This is a genomic window from Jannaschia marina, from assembly GCF_013404595.1.
In the GTDB taxonomy this organism is placed as follows: domain Bacteria; phylum Pseudomonadota; class Alphaproteobacteria; order Rhodobacterales; family Rhodobacteraceae; genus Jannaschia; species Jannaschia marina.
The window spans coordinates 319,138-339,000 of record NZ_JABVAX010000002.1; the positions used below are offsets into that span (position 1 = coordinate 319,138).

Consider the following 19,863-nt stretch of genomic DNA (forward strand, 5'->3'; position numbering starts at 1 on the left):
TTCTGTCTAGCGGTCCCGCACCGGGCTGGCCAGTGCCCGCAGCAGCGCTTCGAGGTCGACGGGCTTCGGCAGGACCCGGGTGCCCGGATCGTCGGTGACGCGCGGGTCCGACAGCCGCCGGGCGAGGGCCGTGATGACGAGGATCGGCAGGTCCGGGGCCGCCGCGCGGGCCCGTGCGGCGAGCGCCCCGCCGGTGAGGCCCGGCATGTCGTAGTCGGTGACGAGTGCCGACCAGGCGTCGGGGTCTTCCTCGATCGCCTCTGCCGCGTCGCGGGGGTCTTCGCAGGTCGTCACCTCCGCGCCGTGGGCCTCGAGGTATCCGGCGACGACGGCCCCGACGTTCGGATCGTCGTCGACCACGATGACAGTGCGGCCGTCGAGGTGCGGCGTCCCGGGTGCGGGCGCGGGCGCGCGTGCTCCGCCTCCCGTCGCGAGCGGCCAGAACAGCGTGATGGTCGTGCCCTGCGCCGGCGCGCTTTCGACCGCGACGGCCCCGCCGACCGAGCGCGCCTGCATCGCCATCGTCGCGAGGCCGAGCCCCGATCCGAGTCGGCCCTTGGTGGTGAAATAGGGCGTGAAGATCCGTTCCGCAGTCGCCGCGTCCATCCCCGCACCATCGTCCGAGACGGCCAGCACGGCATAGCTCCGGGCCGGGTCGAGGCGGCCCACGGCCGGGACGGGGGCCTCGGAACCCGCCATGGTGTCGACCGAGAGCGTGATGCGCCCCCTCCGGCTGCCGATGGCGTCGCGGGCATTCAGCGCGAGATTCACTAGGATCTGGCTGAGCGTGCCGGGGTCGCCGCGCAGGGCCAGCGCGGGCCGATCGGCCCGGATGTCGAAGGCGATCCCGCCGGGCAGGGCCGCGTCGACGAGCGCGGGCAGGTCGCTCAGGACTGTCGAGACCTCGAAGAGACCGTCGGTTTCCGAATCCGCCCCGATGTCGAGGAGGCGCGCGATCAGCTTCGCGGCCTGCGTTCCCGCGGCCCCGATCCGGGCGAGATGGGGCGCGACCTCCGGTGGCAGATCCCCCTGCATCTCGATCAGCGTGGCCGAGCCGGTGATCGCCGACAGAAGGTTGTTGAAGTCATGCGCGATGCCGGCGGTCAACTGGGCGATGGCTTCCTGCCGCTGCAGGCGGATCAGTTCCTTCGTCAGCTCCTCCTCCCGTGCCTCGGTCTCGAGTGTCTCGGTGATGTCGCGGATGACGATGATCGACCCGCCGCCGTCGAGGGGCGAGCCGGTGATCTCGTGGGTCTGCACCGCGCTGCCGTCGGTCCGTGACACTGTGGTCTGGAACGCGCCGCCCCGGGTGCGGGCGGGGGCATCCCGGTACTGCGCACGCCAGCGCCGCCCGAGAGCGCGGCCCGGATCGTCGTAGCCGAGCAGCGCGGCGGCGGCGGCGTTGAGATAGACGAGCCGCCCGTCTTCGTCGGTCATGGCGATGCCGTCGGCGGTGGCCTCGATCGCGGCGAGGCGCTGCGCCAGAAGGTTCTGGGCCGAGCGCATGGCGGTGACATCGGTGGCCGAGACCGCGAAGCCCCCATCGTCGAGCCGCCCGGCGCGGACGAGGAGGCTGCGGCCGTCGGGCAGGTCGAGCCCCTGGCTCGTGCCGAGCCGCGCGAGAGCCGTGAAGTCGGCCGCCCGCAACCGGCGCGTCACCCGCCCCGGCAGATCGCTGCAGCCGTCGAGATAGGCGGCCCAGGTCGTGTCGAAGTCGGCCCCTTCGGTCCATTCGCCCTGGGGCAGGGGAAAGAAGAGGTCGACCGCGGCGTTGGCGAAGGCCACGCGGCCGTCGCCGTCGAGGACGAGAAAGGCATCGTCCGTCGCTGCAAGCGCGCTCTCCATTCTCTGGCGCAACCGGTCGCGTTCCTCCCCGGCGCGGATGCGGTCGGTCACGTCGGTCTGCGTCGCCACCAGCTTGCGCACCTGACCGGCTCCGTCGCGCACCGGAAAGAGCGTGAGTTCGTTCCAGAACATCGTTCCGTCCCTGCGCCGGTTGCGCAGAACGAACGTCCCGGGCGCGCAGGTCGCGACCGCCGCGCGCAGACGGGCGCGTTCGGGGGCATCGGGGGGTTCGTCGCTCAGGAAGCGGCAGTTGCGGCCCAGAACCTCGGCCGCCGCGTAGCCCGAAATGCGCTCGAAGGCTTGGTTGACGTAGACGAGCGGGCGGGCCGGATCGGTCGCGTCGGCGATCGCGACGCCCGAGGAGGAGCCCGAAATGGTCGCCGCCAGCATGTCCTTCTCGGCCGCCACGTCGAGGTTGCGCAAGGCCTGCGCGGCAAGGCCCGAGAGCCGCTGCACCAGGTTGATGTCGTCCTTGCGAAAGCCTGTCGGCAGGCGGCGGAACGTCAGGAGCGCGAGCTCCCCGGAGACCGGCGCGACCAGAAGCGCCCGGAACCCCGCGACGTCGACGGCCCCCGACCAGTCGCCGGTCACGGAGAGGTCGGAGATGTTGCGCGGTCGCCGGAAAAGGTCGAAGGGCGCGACGATGCTCTGGCCCAGGACATCGGCGCGGTCGGTGGCGGCGACGGTCGTGTCGCCCTCGGCGTCGCGGGCCACGAGGAGCGACAGGTCCGACCCGATCTTGCCGCGCAGCGAGACGAAGAGTGACGTCAGCGCCTCGCCGGGTCCGGGCGCGGCGGAATAGGCCTCCAGACAGTCGAGGAGGGTCTGCGTCTCGGCATGGACGCGGGCCTCGCGGTCGCGCAGCAACTGCAGCTCCAGCAGGGCCTCGCGCAGTCGCTCGTCCTGGTCCATGGTCCGCCCGGCTGCTGTGTCAGTGGAACACTATGCAGGAGATCATCAGATTGCCATGGCGGTTGCCGGCACCGAGAAGCGCGCCCTGCTCGCCGAAGGTGAAGGCTCCGAGAAAGGGGGCCCCGTCGAGGGCGATGTCCACGCCGGCGGCGACGTCCGCGACGCGATCGCGCACCGAGAGCATGCAGCCGCCACAATAGATCATCAGGGCACCGGCGACGGGCGTCTCCTCGACGCCGCCGGTCGCGCGGGCGAGCGCGGCAACGCGGCCCGCGCGTGCGATCAGGCTCTCCTGCGTGCCGCTCATCAGCGTCAGCGCCTCGCCCTCGGCCACGGTGGCGAAGAGGTCGATCGCACCGTCGGCCTGCGCCACCGCCGGATGCGCCAGAAGGTAGAACGGCACCGCGCCGACGCCCGCGATCTCGCGTCCGAGAGGCCAGAGCGTGCTTTCCGACAGGATCGGCACCGATGCCTCATGCGCCGCCGGGCCGTCGATCGCGCCCTCGGTCCATTCCGCATAGACCTCGAGCGCCGGGCGACCGTCGATCTCGTGGATGCGCCGCCCCTCGGCGCGGGTGACGGTGCCGGCGTGTTCGGTCGGGGCATAGCCGCTCTGGTAGGCGAAGGAGATCGGACGCGAGGGGAAGAGCGCCGAGACGACGACCCCGGCTTCGGTCCGCTCGCTGCCGTCGTAGACGAACCACCCGCCCGCGACCGCATTGTCGGCCGCACTGCCGCCGATGATCGGAATGTCGCGCCCGATGACGCTTTCGATCCCTGCGAGGACCTCTTCCTCGGCTCCGGGGGTTGCGGAGACCCAGACGAGATCGGGCTGCTCGCCCGGGCGGTCGGCGTTTTCGAGCGCCGCGCGCGTGGCTCGGGCGGCGGCCCCGGCGGGATCGTCCCCGAACGTGGCGAGCGCGGTGCCGTAGGCTCCGGCGGGGTCACGCAGGACGAAGGCCGCGAGGCCATCCGTCGGCCCTTCGCCGGTCATCGCGCCGAGGCAGGAGGTCGCTCCGTGGAGGGCCTGCAGCCCGAGCCCGACCGCCGCAGCGGCGACGTCGAGGCCGCAGTCCCCGTGCACCGAAACGAAGTCGGCGTCCGTGCCCGACAGTTTCGCGGCGAGTTCCCCGGCGCTCCGCGCCACTACAACGTCGATCTCCAAGGATGCCTCCTGATGTCTCATGCGCATCCCCTTAGCCCGTCTGCGCCCGCATCGCACCCGCGCATCCGGAGAGACGGACTATACGGAAGGATAGGTCAGTGGCCGGGGTAGGCCGCGGCGATCATGGCATCCGAGAGGGCGCGGTAGGTTTCGGCCCAGGCGGCCCGGTCCTCGGTCGAGAAGTCCGGTCCGATCAGCCGGGCGAGCGTCTCGATCAGCGCCGCGCCAACACTCGCGTATTGCTCCGCCACGACGCCGTACCCGACATGCCGGACGGCGAGGTCGCGGGCGGCGGGCATCAGGCGGCCCTCGTCATCGAGGTGGTCGACCACGAAGCTCAGCGTTTGCATCAGCTTGCGGCCCTGCAGGACGGGGTCGCCCACGAAGAGCGGCTTCGTCGAGGGGTCGATGCGGAAGAGCTTGGCATAGAAGAGTCGCGCCGCCGCATCCGGGTCGCCGGCGATCTGCGCCCAGCTGCGGCGAACCCGCAGCATGTCATCCCTGGTCCTCGTCACCGCGCCACATCCTCTTGCCCGCACCGGTCCGAGGATCACCGCTCGACCGGCGATTGGCAAGCGGGCCGCGGCGCAGGGCAGGTCGCCTGCGGGGCCGCCGTGCGACGGAAAGCCGCCGATGTCGTTTTTGCTCTGGCGGTCTCGTGGCTTCGTGCGGCATCTACCGGGCGAAATCACGACAGACGGAACCGCGCCCATGACGTCAGGTGAGACGCTCCAGTTCGCGGCGGACATGTTCCTGATGGGCTTGTCGGCGATCTGTGCCATCCAGCTCTTCCAGCGTCAGGAGGACCGGCGCGTCTACCTGCCTCTCGCGCTGTTCTTCACCGCGCAGGTTGCCATCCTCGTTCCAACTCTGCTGGATCGGACGATCGCCGGTTCCGAGCCGGCGCTTGCCCTACGTCTCGCGACCGCGGCGTCGCTCCCGATCATAACCACGATGGCCCCGCTGTTCTGGCTCTATGTTCGGATGCTCACGTCGGAGACGCCGGAGCTGCGGCTTCGCTCGCTCCTCTGGCACCTTCCTCCGATCGTCCTGGCGGGCGCCGCCGGGGCGACCTACCTGCTGGTGTCGGCATCGACCCTCGCGGTGCTTGACCAGGGACAAGTCGCGGAGGGAGCGGTCGTCATGCTCGCGACGATCCTCGTCTACACCGCCACCGTCGTCTTCTACTTTCAGGTTCTCTTCTACCTGCTGTGGACGCTGCGGATCCTCTATCTCTACAACAGCCGCCTGAAGGATCTCTTCGCCAGCACGGAAAGCCGGGAACTCGGATGGGTGTGGTGGATCGCCGTCGCCGGGATGATGTACTGGGTGACGAGCATCGCTCACTTGCTGGCGCCATTGGCGGTCGAGGACTTGTCGCCGGCCTTCGCCTTTGCCCTGGGTTTTGCGGATGTCGAGCTGATCGGCGTCATCGCGGTCTGGGGTCTGCGCCAGCGGCCCGGCCTCTCCGCGTCGGAGATGGAGAAGTCGGTCCGAAGCGAGGAGGTGGCGCCGAAGTACAGCCGGTCGGCCCTGACCGACGCCGACATGGGCCGGATCTCGACCAAGATCGACGCGGCCATGCGACAGGATCAGCTCTACGACGACCCGAACCTGTCGCTCTGGGATCTCGCCACTCATATCGGCGTCAGCACGAACTACGTTTCTCAGACGCTGAACTTCGTGATGAAGCGCAACTTCTTCGACTACGTGAACGGTTTCCGCATCCGCAGGGCGGTCGAGGTGCTGCTCGGAAGCGATGCGACGATCCTGTCGATCGCCCATGATGTCGGTTTCAATTCGCGCTCGTCCTTCTACCGCGCCTTCCGTCAGGAGCTCGGGATGACCCCAATGGAACTGCGCAAGCAGTGGAAGGAGGAGCAGGCGGAGGGGTCGGCCTCCGAACATGCCTTCATCGACAAGCTCTCCTGGGCCGGCGCGGGCTGAGCTCGCATCCTAGAACTGGTAGACGAGCCCGACGCCGAGGCTGCCCGTCTTGTTGCGTTCCACGAGAGGGCTGTCCTCGTAGGTGGAGCCGAGGTGCTCGTAGCTGGCCGCGCCGACGAGGGTGACCTTATCCGACAGCGGGACGCTGGCCGTCAGTCCGACGTAGGGAATGAACGACGAACCCGGATCATAGGCCGACCGATCGCCATTCGCCTCGGACGCGGAGACGCCGACGAGATAGTGGTTCAGGTCGCCGTCGCGGAACTTGCCTCCGATCGAGGCGTCGACCCCGACCCGGCCGAGCGCGAACTGCGTGCCGACATGGAGGTCCGCCTCGTAGCCGCCGTGTTCGGAAGAGATGTCGCGGCGCAGACCGCCGCCGATGTAGCCCGACTCGCCCAGACTCTGCCGCGCGAAGACCCCGGCCTCGACCGCCGTGCCCCGGTCGAGACCGGAGAAGAGTGCGCCACCCGGGAAATCGGGCTCGGCCCGGAGGCTGAGTCCGGCACCCACCGTCAGATCGGGACGGGCGATGAAGTTGTAGGACGCGCCGTCGAAGCCGAGATGCAGCCGCTCGGTGTCGTAGGCGAGGAAGGGGCCGACGCCGATGTCGCTGCGGTCGCCGCCGATGTAGTAATCGACGGTGACGCCTGCGAAGGCTCCGACGCTCCATGTTCCATCGGCCGAGGCGGTGCCGGCGGTGAGAAGAAGGCTGCCAATCGAAAGCGCGGCTGTCTTGAGGAGGTGCAAATCCGTATCCTTGGGTCTGTGTTGTTTTCGGGCCGTCCTACCTGACGCGGTGTTGCGCCGTCGTCTCGGCGGTCCGGCGCGGACAGCGCCCCTGCCCGCGCCGATGGGAGGGGACAGTCGCGGGGGCGCGCGCCCCGGGTCGCTCCGGTCGCAGAAGTCGGCGTCGTCGAGCGTGACGACGTCATACGCGGCCACCACTGCACAGATGGATCGGCCCCCGGCCAGCGCGGGACTCGCGGTTGCGGCGGCAATCGTGGCCGCGGCGGTGACCGTTTTCAGACAGGACAAGCAGAACTTTTTCGGCAATGAGTGTCGTCCGGCTCCCGATCACGCTCTCGACCATGGTGGGATGCCGACCTGTGCCTCTTGCTCCGGTGTTTCCGCGCATGTCCTCCCGCCATGTTTGGGCGAACACTTTCCTGTGCCGGCAACTAGGTTCGGGTTCCATTGATTGCTAGCGGATGGGTATGATTCACCTTGCGAGAACAGAGCAGTGATATGTCCGATCCCTTCTGGTTGAGCGATGCGCAGATGGCGCGTCTGGAACCCTGCTTCCCGAAGTCTAATGGCAAACCGCGCTTTAAGTGCCCGACAGGGCATTTCGCAGCAATGCCCCGAGAGGTCGATCGAACCAAGATCGGCATGAGCGCGAAACTGTATGCCATTTCCGGGCTGCAGTGGAGGAGGGGGATACGCGCCTGCATCCGCTGACGGAAACAACGCAAGACGCTAGTGACGTATGATAAGCGCCGCGACCACCCCTTCCGTGGCATTGCCTGACAGGCTCAAGCCTCTGAGACGCTTTGCAATTTGTCGCTAAGCCGATGCGCGAAGCCTTTTTCCGCCGGGACTGTCATCTAATGGCTGTGAAGCCTGAGGGTAGGCTATCTCGACCAACTCTTGTTCCCGCACGAAGCACTGTGAGGTGCTCCCTGGAAATTGGACGCTGACGGGAGCTACGATCTGAGGTCATCTTGGTCTTCGAGAAGGAGACGGACGAGATGGCGAAGAGGAAGCGGCACGCGGCCGCGTTCAAGGCGAAGGTGGCGCTGGAGGCGCTGCGCGGCGAGCGGACGGTTGCCGAGCTGGCGGCCCGGTTCGAGGTCCAGTGAAGCGCATGACCAGGTCTGCAATCTCTTCGCGCTTTGCCAGTATCAACTCGGGTGCGCGGGTCGTCGTTTCGATCCGGTCGGATGTTCTCAAGCTGATCCAGTATTCCTTCCGCCCAAGACGCTCTTGATGCTCAGCAGGCAATTGCACACGGACAGACCATTGGCCTCCACGCAGGAAAAGCTTGGGGACGGCGACACGGATCGACATTCGCTACTGTAGCAACCCGGAACAGAAGAAGCACCAAGACCTCATAACACGCTGAACAAGAACGAGAATAGAAGCTGATGGCGGAGACGAAGGGATTCGAACCCTCGAGACGGTTTCCCGCCTACTCCCTTAGCAGGGGAGCGCCTTCGACCACTCGGCCACGTCTCCGCCGACCGACCTAGGCGAGAGGTGCGCGGACCGCAAGGCGTTTTTCGCAAGGGTCGGCAAGGGATAGGAACCGGTTGGAGCGCATGGAAAAGGCGGCCTCAGGCAGAGGCCGCCCCGGTGTCGTCATGTCGCCGCTCCGGATAGGCTGCGCCGTCCGGATCTCAGACCGTCTTGGGGTGCAGCACGACGCGCGAACGCATCGGTACGCGGTTGTAGAGATCGACGGCCTGGTCGTTCACGAGCCGCGCGCAGCCGTTCGACACCGCGGTCCCGATCGTCCCCGGTGCGTTGGTGCCGTGGATCCGCAGGAAGGTGTCGCCGCGGCCCGGTTCGAAGAGGTAGAGCGCGCGTGCGCCGAGCGGGTTGTTCGGGCCGCCGGGCATGCCGTCCTTCCACTGTGCGTATTCCGGCGTCCGCTCGATCATCGACTGGGTCGGTGTCCAGCTCGGCCATTCCTTCTTGGCTCCGACGAAGAATTCGCCGCTCTCGTAGAGACCCGGCCGGCCCACGCCGACCATGTAGCGCATGGCGCGCGCGTTCGGCAGCGTCCAGAAGAGCATGAAGCTGTCGGGAAGGACGTGAATCTCGTTCGCCGGGATCCCGGGCTGGATGGCCACCTCGACGGGCATGAAATCCGGGCGGAGGGCCTGTGCCATGGCCTCGGTCGATCCGAACAGGGAAAGGGCGGAAAGGGCGGCACCCCCCGTGATCAGCTCGCGTCTGTTCATGCGAAATCTCCTTGAGGCAAACGTTTTGACACACCGGCAGAGGTGCGTTTGACTGGTCAACCCACTAACGGCCACAGCCGGTCCTGAATCTCAAGTTCACGAATGCGTGTGAAGTGCGATCGGAGCTGAATAGTGGCGGCTCTGCCGCGCTTGCGGCCCGGATCCGTCAGGTATTGAAGAGGAAATGCAGCACATCGCCGTCCTTGACGGTGTAGCCCTTGCCCTCTGCGCGCATCTTGCCGGCCTCTTTCGCCGCCTGTTCGCCCCCGAGCGAGACGAAGTCGTCGTAGGCGATCGTCTCGGCGCGGATGAACCCCTTTTCGAAGTCGCCGTGGATGACGCCTGCGGCCTTCGGCGCGCTCGTCCCGCGGGAAATCGTCCAGGCGCGGGCCTCCTTCGGGCCGACCGTGAAGTATGTCTCGAGGTCGAGCAGCGCATAGCCCGCGCGGATCAGCCGGTCGAGGCCAGGCTCCTCCAGATCCATCTCGGCCAGGAACTCGGTGGCTTCCTCGGGCGAAAGCTGGGCGATTTCCTCCTCGATCTGGGCGGAGATGACGACATGGGCCGCGCCCTGCGCCTCCGCCATTTCGGCGACCGCGGTGGAGAAGGCGTTGCCGGTCGCCGCCGAGGCTTCGTCGACATTGCAGACGTAGAGAATGGGCTTCGAGGTCAGCAGCTGCAGCATGGCCCACGCCTTGCGGTCTTCGACCTCCACCTCGACCGTCCGGGCCGGGCGACCGTTTTCGAGCGCGGCGAGGGCGGCCTTCAGCAGCCGTTCCTGCACCAGGGCCTCCTTGTCGCCGCCGCGGATCTTTCGGCTGAGCCCGGCGAGGCGCTTCTCGATCGATTCCATGTCGGCGATCATCAGCTCGGTCTCGATGATTTCCGCGTCCTCGACCGGGTTCACCCGGTCCTCGACATGGGTGACGTCGCCGTCCTCGAAGCAGCGCAGGACATGGGCGATCGCGTCCGTCTCCCGGATGTTGGCCAGGAACTGGTTGCCGAGGCCCTCGCCCTTCGACGCTCCCTTCACGAGACCCGCGATGTCCACGAAGGTCATCCGCGTCGGGATGACCTGCGCCGACTTGGCGATGCCGGCCAGCGTGTCCAGGCGGGCGTCGGGCACGGCCACGTCGCCCACGTTCGGCTCGATCGTGCAGAAGGGGAAGTTGGCGGCCTGCGCGGCGGCCGTCTTCGTCAGGGCGTTGAAGAGGGTCGACTTGCCGACGTTCGGCAGACCCACGATACCCATCTTGAAACCCATTTCAGCGCTCCTCAGTCTTTTTCCGCCCAGACGAAGCCCGCGAGCGCGCCATCGGCGGTCAGCAGGCGTTCGAACGCGGCAGGATCGTATTCCTCTGCGAGGGTCGGTGCCTCGCGCATCAATGACGTTCCGACGCCGGCCCGCGGCTGGTCGGGCGCAAGAAGGCCCATCGCGTCGAGGACGGTCGGAAAGAGATCGAACATCGCGCCCGGCTTGTCGACCCGCCCCGGCACGATTCCCGGCCCACGGATGAACATCAGGTTCCGCCGCTCGTCCGAGGGCACGTGGCGTGTCAATCCGGGGTGATGCGACAGGTGGTCGGAAGCGACGACGAGGAGGATGTTCGCATCGCCGTGCTCCCGCTCCAGGCGGTCGACGAAATCGCCGACCATGCGCGACACGCAATCGACCGATTCCCGCAGGTCGATGACGATGCGGCCGCGTCCGTCCTCGGTGCAGGGTGGAGAGACGCCGCCATACGGACCGTGGGTGTCGGTGGTCGAGGCGTAGATCGCGAAGGGCCGGTCGCCGGCGACGCCCGCCTCGATCCCGTCCCAGATCGCGCTCAACAGATCGCTGTCGTAGAGACCCCATTTGATCGATGCCGCGCCGTCGTCGGGTACTTCGCCCGACGCTGGCTTGAGTGTGGGCGGGTCGATGACCTCGTCGATGCGGCGGTCCTCGAAGAAGGTCTGGAAGCCGAAGTGATTGTCCCGCGACTTGTTGGTGCCGGAATAGTAGGTCTGGCGATAGCCGAGGTCGTGCAGGACGTTGGGCAGGCAGGTCGCGTCGGGCAGGATCGCGTAGCTGCGCGCCACACTGAGAAAGATCGGCGAGAGCGGCACGCCGCAATAGGCGGCGGCATGGCCGGCGATGCTCCAGCCCGTGCCGGCATATTGGTCGACGTCTGTGAAGGCGAGCGATGTTTCCTCCAGAGCGCGGATCTCCGGCGCGAGGTCGCCGTAATGGACCGGGTCGATGAACTGCCGGTCGTAGCCCTCGAGCAGGAGGAAGACGAGGTTCGGCGGTGTGACCCCGGCAACGATCTCCGGGTCGGTGTATCGCTCGATCAGGGTCGTCGGTTGGCCCATGAGCGCATAGTAGCGATTGACGATCAGGTCGCGGAACACCGGATTGATGGCGAGGATGACGGCCGCCGGCCAGATCCATGCGCCCGGCAGCCGCTGGACCGGACCGCGCAACCGGACGAGGGCGGTGACGATGGCGGCCCAGAGGATGAGCGCCGTCGCCGCGAAGGACACGTAGGGCAGGATTGGCGTGCCCGCGACACCGAGACCGATGTTGACGAGAATCGCGAAGAAATCGGCGTGACCGAAGATCAGGATGATCGCCGTCACGGGCACCGCCAGCGCCACGGAGAAGACGAGGAGCGCGAATCCGAGGCTCCGCCATCGCAGGGCCGACGTTGTCAGCGGCGACGGCAGGAAGAGCGTCGCCAGAAGAGCTCCGGCCAGAATGACCGCCGTGGACCAGGCCACGGGTGCGAGGCCGAGGAAGGCCCGTGTCAGCAGAAGGATCGCCAGAAGTCCCGGCAGCAGGATCATCAGCAGACGCAACAGCGCCCTGGGCGTGCGTGAGAGGCTCTCGGAGGGGGCGGACATTGCCTGCGTGTCGCTGCTCGTTGGTTTCAGCCGCACTAGCGGCTGCCCCGGCTCATTGCAACGTGCGCGGGGCCGATCGCGTCAGCCCTGTTGCCGGTTGCGCCCCTCGAAGATGATGAACCACGCCAGCAGGATGAACATCGGATGCGTCAGCCCGCCCGAAAAGAACAGGGCGAAGGGCCATATCAGCAGCGTGATGATCCCGATGATCGGACGGCCGGCGAGCATGATCGAGATCGGCGGCAGGAGGATGGCGAGCAAGTAGTTCATGACGGGGATATGGGGGCGGGACGGCGGCGCTGCCAGTCCTCGGCGAAGATTTGCGCGCGGGTCCGCGTCAGGGCGAGAGCCACGCGAAGATCCGGCGCAGCGTCGCCCTCGCGTCGAGCGTCACCGGCGGCCCATGGGCGAAGAGCACGGCGCGGGCCTCCCAGGCGAGCACCTGCCGTACGGCCGACCGGGCTGCCCTGCGATCGGTGAAGGCGAGGCGGAACTTGCGGGGCACCTCCGGTCGGGGTGCCGCCATGAGGTCGAGCCGCGCGACGATCGCCCGCCATCCGCGAAACCAGCCGGGCGACATGTGCTGGATCAGGTCGGTGAAGATCACGGTGCCGCTTGCCCGGTGCAGGAAGACGACTTCCGTGGTGATCCGGTTGCCGCGTATCACCACCTGGTCGATCTCTCCGGCCCAGGCGGGATCCGGCGCGTCGCCGAGGGGGGCGGCCCAGGACAGCTCGGGGTGCGCTGCCGCAAGACCCGGCGCGCCATGGAGCAGCGCCTTCGGATAGGCCGCCGCCCATTCCGCCACGAAGCCGTCGTGCAGGCCGTTCGGGGCGATCACTGCCTCGACGGGGCCAAGCGCCGAGAGCGCCTGCCGGAGCGGCGGTGTCAGCGCGACCGGGGACCAGATGAAGAGCCCGCCTGAGGCAAGGCGCATCGCCGCCATCCGCGTCGGAAACCGGAAGCCGGCTGCACCGGTCACTACCGGCCCATCCGCGATCCAGATTTCCGGGCCAAACGATGTCAGCATCCTCCCCTCCGCTGCCGGACCCCTTTCAAGGCAACATACATCGAAATCCGCCACCGTCAGGCGGATGGGCGCATTGACCTCGTGGCGCGACTGTCGCAAGCCCGGACGCGCAACGACGGGGACATGGGACATGACGCGCATCGACGATACCTTCGCCCGGCTTCGCGCCGAGAACCGCAAGGCCTTCGTGACCTACATCATGGCCGGCGACCCGGACGCGGGGAAGACCGCCGAGATCCTGGCGGGGCTTCCGGGGGCGGGCGTGGACATCATCGAACTGGGCCTTCCCTTCACCGACCCGATGGCCGACGGCCCCACGATCCAGCTTGCCGGTCAGCGCGCGCTCGAGGGGGGCATGACGCTGAAAGGAACGCTCGATCTCGTGCGCGACTTCCGCACGGCCGACGATGCCACGCCGATCGTGCTGATGGGCTACTACAACCCGATCTATTCCCACGGCGTCGATCGTTTCCTCGAGGATGCGAAGGCGGCGGGCGTCGATGGGCTCATCGTGGTGGATCTGCCGCCCGAGGAGGACGTCGAGCTCTGCATCCCGGCGCAGGCGGCGGGGCTGAACTTCATCCGCCTCGCGACGCCCACGTCGGACGACAAGCGCCTGCCCAAGGTCCTGCAGAACACCTCCGGCTTCGTCTACTACGTCTCGATCACCGGGATCACCGGTTCGGGCGCGGCGGACGCGGCCAAGGTCGGCCCCGAGGTGGCCCGAATCAAGCAGTCGACCGATCTGCCGATCATCGTGGGCTTCGGGATCAAGACGCCCGAGGCCGCCGAGGGCATCGCCGCCGTCGCCGATGGCTGCGTCGTCGGCTCCGCGATCGTCGACCGGATCGCCAAGGGCCACAGCGCCGAAGACGTCCTGACCTACGTCGCCTCCCTCGCGGACGGGGCGCATCGGGGCTGAGATGCGGCTTGCGCTTGCACTACTGATACTCGTCGGTGCGGCTGCGTTTGTCGTGGCGGCGCTGATCGTTGATGAACCTGCTCCTCTCGTCGCTGCCGATGCCGTCGGTTTTGCCGTTGCGTTGTGGCTCCTGTTCCGCCGGCGTGCGCGGGGCGCGGAGCGCCATGCGATCCTCGATGGCTCCAATGTCATGCACTGGCAGGCGAACACGGCGAGCCTCGCTCCTGTCCGTGACGTGCTCGCCCGTCTCGAGGTGGAGGGATACACGGCTGGCGTCGTCTTCGACGCGAACGCTGGATATAAGCTCGCGGGGCAATACCGGCATGACGGCGCGTTGGCGAAGACGTTGGGCTTGCCGCGAGACAAGGTGATGGTCGTCAACAAGGGAGAGGAGAGCCGCGGATCCGCTGATCCTGACGGCGGCCCGCGACATGGGCGCAATCGTCATCACAAACGACCGATTCCGGGACTGGGCCTATACCTTCCCCGAGGTGAGGCGCAAGGGTCACCTAGTCCGGGGCGGCTACCGCGCCGGCGCACTCTGGCTCGATTTGCCGGAGGCTTGAGCTGCTAGGGCAGCTCGAAGACGAAATCGGGGCCCCAGCCGTCGACGTTGTCATGCGCGCGCACGATCACCTCGGTCACGCCCTCGGGGATGACGATGCCCGACTGCGAGCGGGTGAAGGGCTGCTCCTCGACATGGGGGTGTGCAAGGGGGCGATACCCCAGCTCCGTGCCGTCGGGCGCGAAGACCTTCCATGCGTCGGCGTAGTGCTCCCACCCGGTATCGGCGTGGCGCACCGTGACGGAGAACGTCCAGCCGGCATCAGAGGGTCGGGCCTCCACCGCCTCGACGGTGGGCAGGTCGGCGAAGGCGGGGCTCGCGACGAGGGCGAGGGGGATCAGAAGGCGTTTCATGGTTCAATCCTCCAGCAGGACGCCCCGGGATGTCGAGGCAAATTCGCGTGACAGGACCGCGCGCGTCGTCACCACCACGGCCAGGATCAGGCCGACAGGGCCGACGATCCAGCCAAGGCCGGCGAAGGCGAAGTAGACCGAGCGCAGGCCGCGGTTGAAGTTCATCGCCGCCCGAATGTTCAACTCCGCCGCTTGCTGTGCCCGCGGAGCGGCGTCGGGGTGGTCGGGGTCGTTCGGGACCGATGCCATCACCACCGCGCAATAGCCGAACAGCCGGTTCGACCAGATGAACTTGAAGACAGCGTGGGTCAGCAAGAGCGCCACTACACTCAGCTTCAGCTGCCAGAAGGCGACGGGATGTCCCTCGATCCCCACGCCCATGACGATGCTGTCGAGGCGTTCGGCGTTACCCGCGATCGCCAGGACGCCGCCCACCGCGATCATCGAGGCGGAGGTCATGAAGGTCGTGCCCTGCCTGAGGCTGGACAGTATGGTGGAATCGAAGATGCGGGGCTGCCGCGTCAGCATCTCCGCCATCCAGTCATGGCGGTAGCGGCGCATCAGGATCGTGACCGACGCACGACCCTTCGGCGGATGCTCGATGACCCAGGACGACAAGGCCCAGGCGAGACCCAGAAGGATGACCGCCAGGAAGTCGAGCGGGGTGAAGGTTGTCGTCAGAAGCGTCACCATGGCGCACCCCTAGCAAACCTCATCCGGCTTGCCTTCCGGGAAATTGGTTATATTATCTGACCAATTCAGACGCGGAGGTGCGCCCGATGGAAATGCCCAAGATCGACCCCTTCACCCTGGCCAAGAAGGAAACGCTGGTCGAACGGCTCTCGCGGGTTCTGCCGCAGGACGCGATCATCCACGACCTCGAGGAGACGCGCGCCTACGAGTGCGACGCGCTCACCGCCTACCGGTGCCCGCCACTCGCCGCCGTGCTGCCACGCTCGACCGAGCAGGTGAGCGCGGTCCTGCGGATCTGTCACGAGCTCGAGATCCCCGTCGTGCCGCGTGGCGCGGGCACCTCGCTCGCGGGCGGGGCGCTTCCGACGGCGGATTCGGTCATCCTTGGCGTCGCCCGGCTGACCGATGTGCTGGAGGTCGATTACGACGACCGCATCATCCGGCTTCAGACGGGCCGCACCAACCTCAGCGTCACCGGCCACGTCGAGGCCGACGGCTTCTTCTATGCGCCCGACCCCTCGTCGCAGCTGGCCTGTGCCATCGCCGGCAATATCGCGATGAACTCCGGCGGGGCGCATTGCCTGAAGTACGGCGTGACGACCAACAACCTTCTGGGCGTGACGCTCGTGCAGATGGACGGCACGGTCGTCGAAATCGGCGGCGCGCATATGGACGCGGGCGGTCTTGACCTGCTGGGCGTTGTCTGCGGTTCCGAGGGTCAGCTTGGCCTCGTGACCGAGGCCACCCTGCGCATCCTGCCGAAGCCCGAGGGCGCGCGCCCGGTTCTGATCGGCTTCGACAGCCTCGAAGTAGCGGGGGCCTGCGTGGCCGATATCATCAAGGCGGGCGTCCTGCCGGTCGCGATCGAGTTCATGGACCGCATCATCATCCGCATCGTGGAGGATTACGCGAAGGCGGGCTACCCCGATTGCGAGGCGCTCCTGATCGTGGAGGTCGAGGGGTCGGAGGACGAAATCGAGGAACAACTGAGCCTGATCGAGAAGATCGCGCAGCGCCACGATCCGGTCGAGTTGCGCCGCAGCCAGGGCGAGGACGAGAGCGCCAAGATCTGGCTCGGCCGCAAGTCGGCCTTCGGCGCGACGGGCCGCATCTCTGACTACATGTGCCTCGACGGAACGATCCCGGTGAGCGAGCTGCCCCGCGTTCTTGCGGGCATCACGACGCTTTCCGAGAAATACGGCCTCTCCGTCGGCAACGTATTCCACGCGGGCGACGGCAACATGCACCCGCTCATCATGTACGACGCCAACAAGCCCGGCGATCTCGAAATCTGCGAGGAGATGGGGGCCGAGATCCTGAAGCTCTGCGTCGAGGTCGGCGGTTGTCTGACGGGCGAGCACGGCGTCGGCGTCGAGAAGCGCGATCTCATGGGGCATCAGTTCACGCCCGCCGACATGGAGGCGCAGATGCGCGTGAAGGATGTGTTCGACCCGAAGTGGCTACTCAACCCCGCCAAGGTGTTCCCGCTCGACGTCACGGCCGACCGGCGGGCCTGACGGCGGAGGGCCGGTGCTTCCGGCGGGCAAATCTCAACAATGACGGAGGCCGCGGTGCTGCGACCCGAGACTGAGGAACATCTGGCCGAGATCGTGCGCGGGGCGAACGGCCCCCTGTCGGTGCGCGGAGGGGCGACGCGGCATCGGCCCGGTCCGGGCGAGGCGCTGACGACCGCGGGCCTGACCGGTATCACCCTCTACGAGCCCGGCGCGCTAACGCTGGTGGCGCGGGCGGGCACGCCGATGGCCGAGGTCGAGGCCGCGCTCGCGGCGGAAGGCCAACGCCTGCCGTTCGAGCCGATGGACCATCGCCCGCTTCTGGGCACCACCGGAGAGCCGACGATCGGCGGCGCGGTGGCCCTGAACGTCTCGGGCCCGCGCCGCGTGCAGGCCGGGGCCTGTCGCGACAGCCTGATCGGCGTGCGCTTCGTCGACGGGGAGGGCACCCTCGTCAAGAACGGCGGTCGGGTGATGAAGAACGTCACGGGCTACGATCTCGTGAAGCTGATGGCGGGCGCGCGCGGCACCTTGGGTATCCTGTCGGAGGTCAGCTTCAAGGTGCTGCCGGCGGCGGCGACCGAGGCGACGTTGCGGCTCTCCGGTCTCGATGTGGCCGAGGCGGTGAAGGCGATGGCGGCCGGTCTCTCCTCGCCCTTCGAGGTGACCGCGGCGGCGCATGATCCGGCGACGGGCGAGACGTCGCTGCGGATCGAGGGGCTCGCGGGGTCCGTCGCCTACCGCGCCGGGGAACTGACGCGCGTGCTCGCCCCTTTCGGCACGGCCGAGATGCTGGAGCCGGAGACGTCCACCGCGCTCTGGACCGACATTCGCGACGCGCGGGCCATGGCGGGCGACGGCGACGTGTGGCGGCTTTCGGTCCGGCCCTCCCATGCGCCCGACCTCGTGGCGCGCGCCGGGGCGGAGGCGGCGCTCCTCGACTGGGGCGGGGGGCTGATCTGGCTGCGGCTGCCCGAAGGCACCGACCTGCGCGCGCGCCTGGGCGGTTTCGGTGGCCACGCGACCCGCGTGCGCGGGGCTGCGGACGTGCCGCCCGAGGCCCCGGTCCTGGCGGCCCTGACCCGTGGTCTGCGCGAAAGGTTCGACCCGCGTGGGCTGTTCTCCCCGGCGCTCGGGGAAAACGCATGAGCCTGCCTCCCGATTATCGCGGAGCACGCGCATGGTAGTCGTGGTGGGGCTTGCTTTCTACCTGCTAGGGTTCTGGGTGCCGACGATAATGCCCCGGTCCATCGGTGTGGTAACGGCGCTGGTTCTTCTGGGGGGGTGCGTGGCACTTGTCGTGACAGCGGCCCAGCACGTCCCCTCCCGGACGCATTTCGACATCGCGCGCGAAGCGGGTACCGCCACTGGCGTTTTCTTTGCAACCGCCCCCATCGTCGCGATCCTGTTCTTGGCGCGTGTTCCCCAGGCGGAGCGACGGACCGGAACGCGTCTGCCCTACCTGGTGCTCGCGTTGTGTCTCGGCGCTGCTGCCGGGTTTCTGACCTTCTCCTTCGCCTTTCCAGGGATCTGATCGCCAATGCAGACCACCTTCACCCCCGAACAGCTGGCCGATCCTGCGACGGCGCGCTCGAACGAGATCCTGCGGGCCTGCGTGCATTGCGGGTTCTGCACTGCGACCTGCCCGACGTATCAGGTTCTCGGCGACGAACTCGACAGCCCGCGCGGTCGCATCTACCTCATCAAGGACATGCTGGAATCGGGCCGTGATGCCGACGAGAAGACCGTCAAGCACATCGACCGCTGCCTCTCCTGCCTCGCCTGCATGACGACCTGCCCCTCGGGCGTGCATTACATGCACCTCGTCGATCACGCGCGGGCGCATATCGAGCGGACCTACAAGCGACCGTTCATGGACCGGGCGCTGCGCTGGGTGCTGGGGCAGGTGCTGCCCTATCCGACGCGGTTCCGCCTTGCTCTGCTGGGTGCGAAGTTCGGCCGGCCCTTCGCGCGGCTAATGCCCGACGCGCGGCTGCGCGCGATGCTGGAGATGGCCCCGAAGACCATCCCGCCCGTCAGCCGCAACGACGATCCGCAGGTCTTTCCGGCCACGCAGAAGAAGATGCGCGTCGCGCTGATGACGGGCTGCGCGCAGAAGGCGCTCAACACCGATATCAACGACGCGACCATCCGGTTGCTGACGCGCCTCGGGGCCGAGGTCGTCGTGGCCGAGGGGGCGGGCTGCTGCGGGGCGCTGACGCACCACATGGGCAAGACCGACGAGAGCCACGCCTTCGCGGCCCGCAACATCGAGGCCTGGGTGAGGGAGGCCGACGGCGCGGGGCTCGACGCGATCGTCATCAACACCTCGGGCTGCGGCACGACGGTGAAGGACTACGGCCACATGTTCCGCAACGGCCCGCTGGCCGAGAAGGCCGCGCGGGTGAGCGGGCTTGCCAAGGACGTCTCGGAGGTGCTGCTGGAGCTTCTGCCGAAAGACCACGCCTTCACGACACCGCTCCGGCCGGCGCGCGACGGCGTCGGCGGCGTGCCGACCGGGCGGGTTCCGGACGCGGCAGGCGAGGGCCCGATGCAGGTCGCGTATCACGCGGCCTGCTCGCTCCAGCACGGGCAACAGATCAAGGGGGCACCGAAGGAGCTTCTGAAGCGCGCGGGCTTCACCGTGCTCGAGCCGAAGGACGCGCATCTCTGCTGCGGGAGCGCGGGGACGTACAATCTGATGCAACCCGAGATCAGTCAGGAGCTGAAACACCGCAAGGTCGCCACCCTGGAAGCGCGGCGGCCGGACGTGATCGCGGCGGGTAACATCGGCTGCATGATGCAGATCGGCTCGGCGGCTTCGGTGCCCGTCGTGCACACGGTCGAACTGCTCGACTGGGCGACCGGCGGACCCGTGCCGCCCGCGATCGACGGGTGGGAGGACGGTGCGCCGTCCGACGCCCCGCCGCGCCTGCGCTGATCCGGCGCGCACGTCATCGCCGGGCGCGACCCGGCGATCTCGCCCGCCCCGTGCTGTGCGACGTCAGTGGCGGGCGAACCATGGCGAAGCCGCCACGATTGGCGCGATTTGTCAGACCGGCGAC

18 protein-coding genes, 1 tRNA gene and 2 pseudogenes are annotated in these 19,863 nt (G+C 67.9%); 7 read left to right on the forward strand and 14 right to left on the reverse strand.

Annotated elements, in window-relative coordinates:
* Positions 1–6: 6 nt before the first annotated feature.
* The 3 genes from HSX43_RS05380 to HSX43_RS05390 all read right to left on the reverse strand — a co-directional run bounded on the left by HSX43_RS05380 (position 7) and on the right by HSX43_RS05390 (position 4,416).
* Positions 7–2,757, reverse strand: a complete 2,751-nt coding sequence (locus tag HSX43_RS05380; RefSeq protein ID WP_179379068.1) for a hybrid sensor histidine kinase/response regulator — start codon at positions 2,755–2,757, stop codon at positions 7–9.
* A gap of 19 nt (positions 2,758–2,776) precedes the next feature.
* Positions 2,777–3,922 (reverse strand): FIST signal transduction protein, encoded by a 1,146-nt coding sequence (locus HSX43_RS05385; protein WP_179379069.1) that lies wholly within the window; start codon positions 3,920–3,922, stop codon positions 2,777–2,779.
* A gap of 95 nt (positions 3,923–4,017) precedes the next feature.
* Positions 4,018–4,416 (reverse strand): globin domain-containing protein, encoded by a 399-nt coding sequence (locus HSX43_RS05390; protein WP_179379070.1) that lies wholly within the window; start codon positions 4,414–4,416, stop codon positions 4,018–4,020.
* Positions 4,417–4,633: 217 nt separating this feature from the next.
* Between HSX43_RS05390 and HSX43_RS05395 the strand changes: the two genes are divergently transcribed.
* Positions 4,634–5,869: a helix-turn-helix domain-containing protein gene (locus tag HSX43_RS05395; RefSeq protein WP_179379071.1), complete on the forward strand. Its 1,236-nt coding sequence runs from the start codon at positions 4,634–4,636 to the stop codon at positions 5,867–5,869.
* Between the two features lie 9 nt (positions 5,870–5,878).
* On the opposite strand, the gene HSX43_RS05400 is transcribed toward HSX43_RS05395, so the two are convergent.
* The gene (locus HSX43_RS05400; RefSeq protein WP_179379072.1) at positions 5,879–6,619 is read right to left on the reverse strand and encodes a MipA/OmpV family protein; all 741 of its coding nucleotides are present in this window, start codon (positions 6,617–6,619) and stop codon (positions 5,879–5,881) included.
* A 498-nt stretch (positions 6,620–7,117) separates the two neighbouring features.
* Here HSX43_RS05400 and HSX43_RS05405 point away from each other — a divergent pair.
* A pseudogene (locus HSX43_RS05405) lies at positions 7,118–7,198 on the forward strand (IS5/IS1182 family transposase); the annotation flags it as partial.
* 564 nt (positions 7,199–7,762) lie between these two features.
* Here HSX43_RS05405 and HSX43_RS20010 read toward each other — a convergent pair.
* The 7 genes and pseudogenes from HSX43_RS20010 to HSX43_RS05435 form a co-directional block, all read right to left on the reverse strand.
* A pseudogene (locus HSX43_RS20010) lies at positions 7,763–7,939 on the reverse strand (DUF6538 domain-containing protein); the annotation flags it as partial.
* Between the two features lie 78 nt (positions 7,940–8,017).
* Positions 8,018–8,107, reverse strand: a tRNA-Ser gene (locus HSX43_RS05410).
* Between the two features lie 161 nt (positions 8,108–8,268).
* Positions 8,269–8,835 carry a L,D-transpeptidase gene (locus HSX43_RS05415; RefSeq protein ID WP_179379073.1) on the reverse strand — a complete coding sequence of 189 codons (567 nt, stop codon included), beginning with the start codon at positions 8,833–8,835 and terminating at the stop codon, positions 8,269–8,271.
* 166 nt (positions 8,836–9,001) lie between these two features.
* On the reverse strand, positions 9,002–10,099 hold the full coding sequence (gene ychF / locus HSX43_RS05420; protein WP_179379074.1) for a redox-regulated ATPase YchF: 1,098 nt from the start codon (positions 10,097–10,099) through the stop codon (positions 9,002–9,004).
* A gap of 11 nt (positions 10,100–10,110) precedes the next feature.
* Positions 10,111–11,721 (reverse strand): LTA synthase family protein, encoded by a 1,611-nt coding sequence (locus tag HSX43_RS05425; RefSeq protein WP_179379075.1) that lies wholly within the window; start codon positions 11,719–11,721, stop codon positions 10,111–10,113.
* 81 nt (positions 11,722–11,802) lie between these two features.
* Positions 11,803–11,991 (reverse strand): hypothetical protein, encoded by a 189-nt coding sequence (locus tag HSX43_RS05430; protein WP_179379076.1) that lies wholly within the window; start codon positions 11,989–11,991, stop codon positions 11,803–11,805.
* 67 nt (positions 11,992–12,058) lie between these two features.
* Complete coding sequence (locus HSX43_RS05435; RefSeq protein ID WP_179379077.1) at positions 12,059–12,751, reverse strand: DUF4336 domain-containing protein; 693 nt, start codon at positions 12,749–12,751, stop codon at positions 12,059–12,061.
* A 130-nt stretch (positions 12,752–12,881) separates the two neighbouring features.
* On the opposite strand from HSX43_RS05435, the gene trpA reads away from it, so the two are divergent.
* The gene (gene trpA, locus HSX43_RS05440; RefSeq protein WP_179379078.1) at positions 12,882–13,673 is read left to right on the forward strand and encodes a tryptophan synthase subunit alpha; all 792 of its coding nucleotides are present in this window, start codon (positions 12,882–12,884) and stop codon (positions 13,671–13,673) included.
* A 19-nt stretch (positions 13,674–13,692) separates the two neighbouring features.
* On the opposite strand, the gene HSX43_RS19575 is transcribed toward trpA, so the two are convergent.
* From HSX43_RS19575 to HSX43_RS05455, 3 genes are all read right to left on the reverse strand, one after another.
* Positions 13,693–14,121, reverse strand: a complete 429-nt coding sequence (locus tag HSX43_RS19575; protein WP_235962542.1) for a hypothetical protein — start codon at positions 14,119–14,121, stop codon at positions 13,693–13,695.
* A gap of 122 nt (positions 14,122–14,243) precedes the next feature.
* Positions 14,244–14,591, reverse strand: coding sequence for a hypothetical protein (locus HSX43_RS05450; RefSeq protein ID WP_179379079.1), 348 nt, complete (start codon positions 14,589–14,591; stop codon positions 14,244–14,246).
* Positions 14,592–14,594: 3 nt separating this feature from the next.
* Entirely contained in the window at positions 14,595–15,284 is a 690-nt protein-coding gene (locus HSX43_RS05455) for a DUF599 domain-containing protein (protein ID WP_179379080.1), read from the reverse strand.
* An 86-nt stretch (positions 15,285–15,370) separates the two neighbouring features.
* On the opposite strand from HSX43_RS05455, the gene HSX43_RS05460 reads away from it, so the two are divergent.
* Genes HSX43_RS05460 through glcF form a run of 4 tightly spaced genes read left to right on the forward strand, consistent with a single transcriptional unit; the run spans position 15,371 to position 19,739 of the window.
* Complete coding sequence (locus HSX43_RS05460; RefSeq protein WP_179379081.1) at positions 15,371–16,801, forward strand: FAD-linked oxidase C-terminal domain-containing protein; 1,431 nt, start codon at positions 15,371–15,373, stop codon at positions 16,799–16,801.
* 57 nt (positions 16,802–16,858) lie between these two features.
* The gene (locus HSX43_RS05465; RefSeq protein WP_179379285.1) at positions 16,859–17,947 is read left to right on the forward strand and encodes an FAD-binding protein; all 1,089 of its coding nucleotides are present in this window, start codon (positions 16,859–16,861) and stop codon (positions 17,945–17,947) included.
* A 31-nt stretch (positions 17,948–17,978) separates the two neighbouring features.
* A complete protein-coding gene (locus tag HSX43_RS05470) occupies positions 17,979–18,332 on the forward strand; it encodes a hypothetical protein (RefSeq protein WP_179379082.1) in 354 nt (117 codons plus the stop codon).
* Positions 18,333–18,338: 6 nt separating this feature from the next.
* The gene (gene glcF, locus HSX43_RS05475; RefSeq protein ID WP_179379083.1) at positions 18,339–19,739 is read left to right on the forward strand and encodes a glycolate oxidase subunit GlcF; all 1,401 of its coding nucleotides are present in this window, start codon (positions 18,339–18,341) and stop codon (positions 19,737–19,739) included.
* The last annotated feature ends 124 nt before the right edge of the window (positions 19,740–19,863 follow it).

Coding starts and splice junctions, on each gene's coding strand:
- HSX43_RS05380 (WP_179379068.1), bottom strand. CDS start 2,757: ATGGACCAGGACGAGCGACTGCGCGAGGCCCTGCTGGAGCTGCAGTTG.
- HSX43_RS05390 (WP_179379070.1), bottom strand. CDS start 4,416: ATGCTGCGGGTTCGCCGCAGCTGGGCGCAGATCGCCGGCGACCCGGAT.
- HSX43_RS05395 (WP_179379071.1), top strand. CDS start 4,634: ATGACGTCAGGTGAGACGCTCCAGTTCGCGGCGGACATGTTCCTGATG.
- HSX43_RS05415 (WP_179379073.1), bottom strand. CDS start 8,835: ATGAACAGACGCGAGCTGATCACGGGGGGTGCCGCCCTTTCCGCCCTT.
- ychF (WP_179379074.1), bottom strand. CDS start 10,099: ATGGGTTTCAAGATGGGTATCGTGGGTCTGCCGAACGTCGGCAAGTCG.
- HSX43_RS05425 (WP_179379075.1), bottom strand. CDS start 11,721: ATGTCCGCCCCCTCCGAGAGCCTCTCACGCACGCCCAGGGCGCTGTTG.
- HSX43_RS05430 (WP_179379076.1), bottom strand. CDS start 11,991: ATGAACTACTTGCTCGCCATCCTCCTGCCGCCGATCTCGATCATGCTC.
- HSX43_RS05435 (WP_179379077.1), bottom strand. CDS start 12,751: ATGCTGACATCGTTTGGCCCGGAAATCTGGATCGCGGATGGGCCGGTA.
- trpA (WP_179379078.1), top strand. CDS start 12,882: ATGACGCGCATCGACGATACCTTCGCCCGGCTTCGCGCCGAGAACCGC.
- HSX43_RS19575 (WP_235962542.1), bottom strand. CDS start 14,121: ATGACGATTGCGCCCATGTCGCGGGCCGCCGTCAGGATCAGCGGATCC.
- HSX43_RS05450 (WP_179379079.1), bottom strand. CDS start 14,591: ATGAAACGCCTTCTGATCCCCCTCGCCCTCGTCGCGAGCCCCGCCTTC.
- HSX43_RS05455 (WP_179379080.1), bottom strand. CDS start 15,284: ATGGTGACGCTTCTGACGACAACCTTCACCCCGCTCGACTTCCTGGCG.
- HSX43_RS05460 (WP_179379081.1), top strand. CDS start 15,371: ATGGAAATGCCCAAGATCGACCCCTTCACCCTGGCCAAGAAGGAAACG.
- HSX43_RS05470 (WP_179379082.1), top strand. CDS start 17,979: ATGGTAGTCGTGGTGGGGCTTGCTTTCTACCTGCTAGGGTTCTGGGTG.
- glcF (WP_179379083.1), top strand. CDS start 18,339: ATGCAGACCACCTTCACCCCCGAACAGCTGGCCGATCCTGCGACGGCG.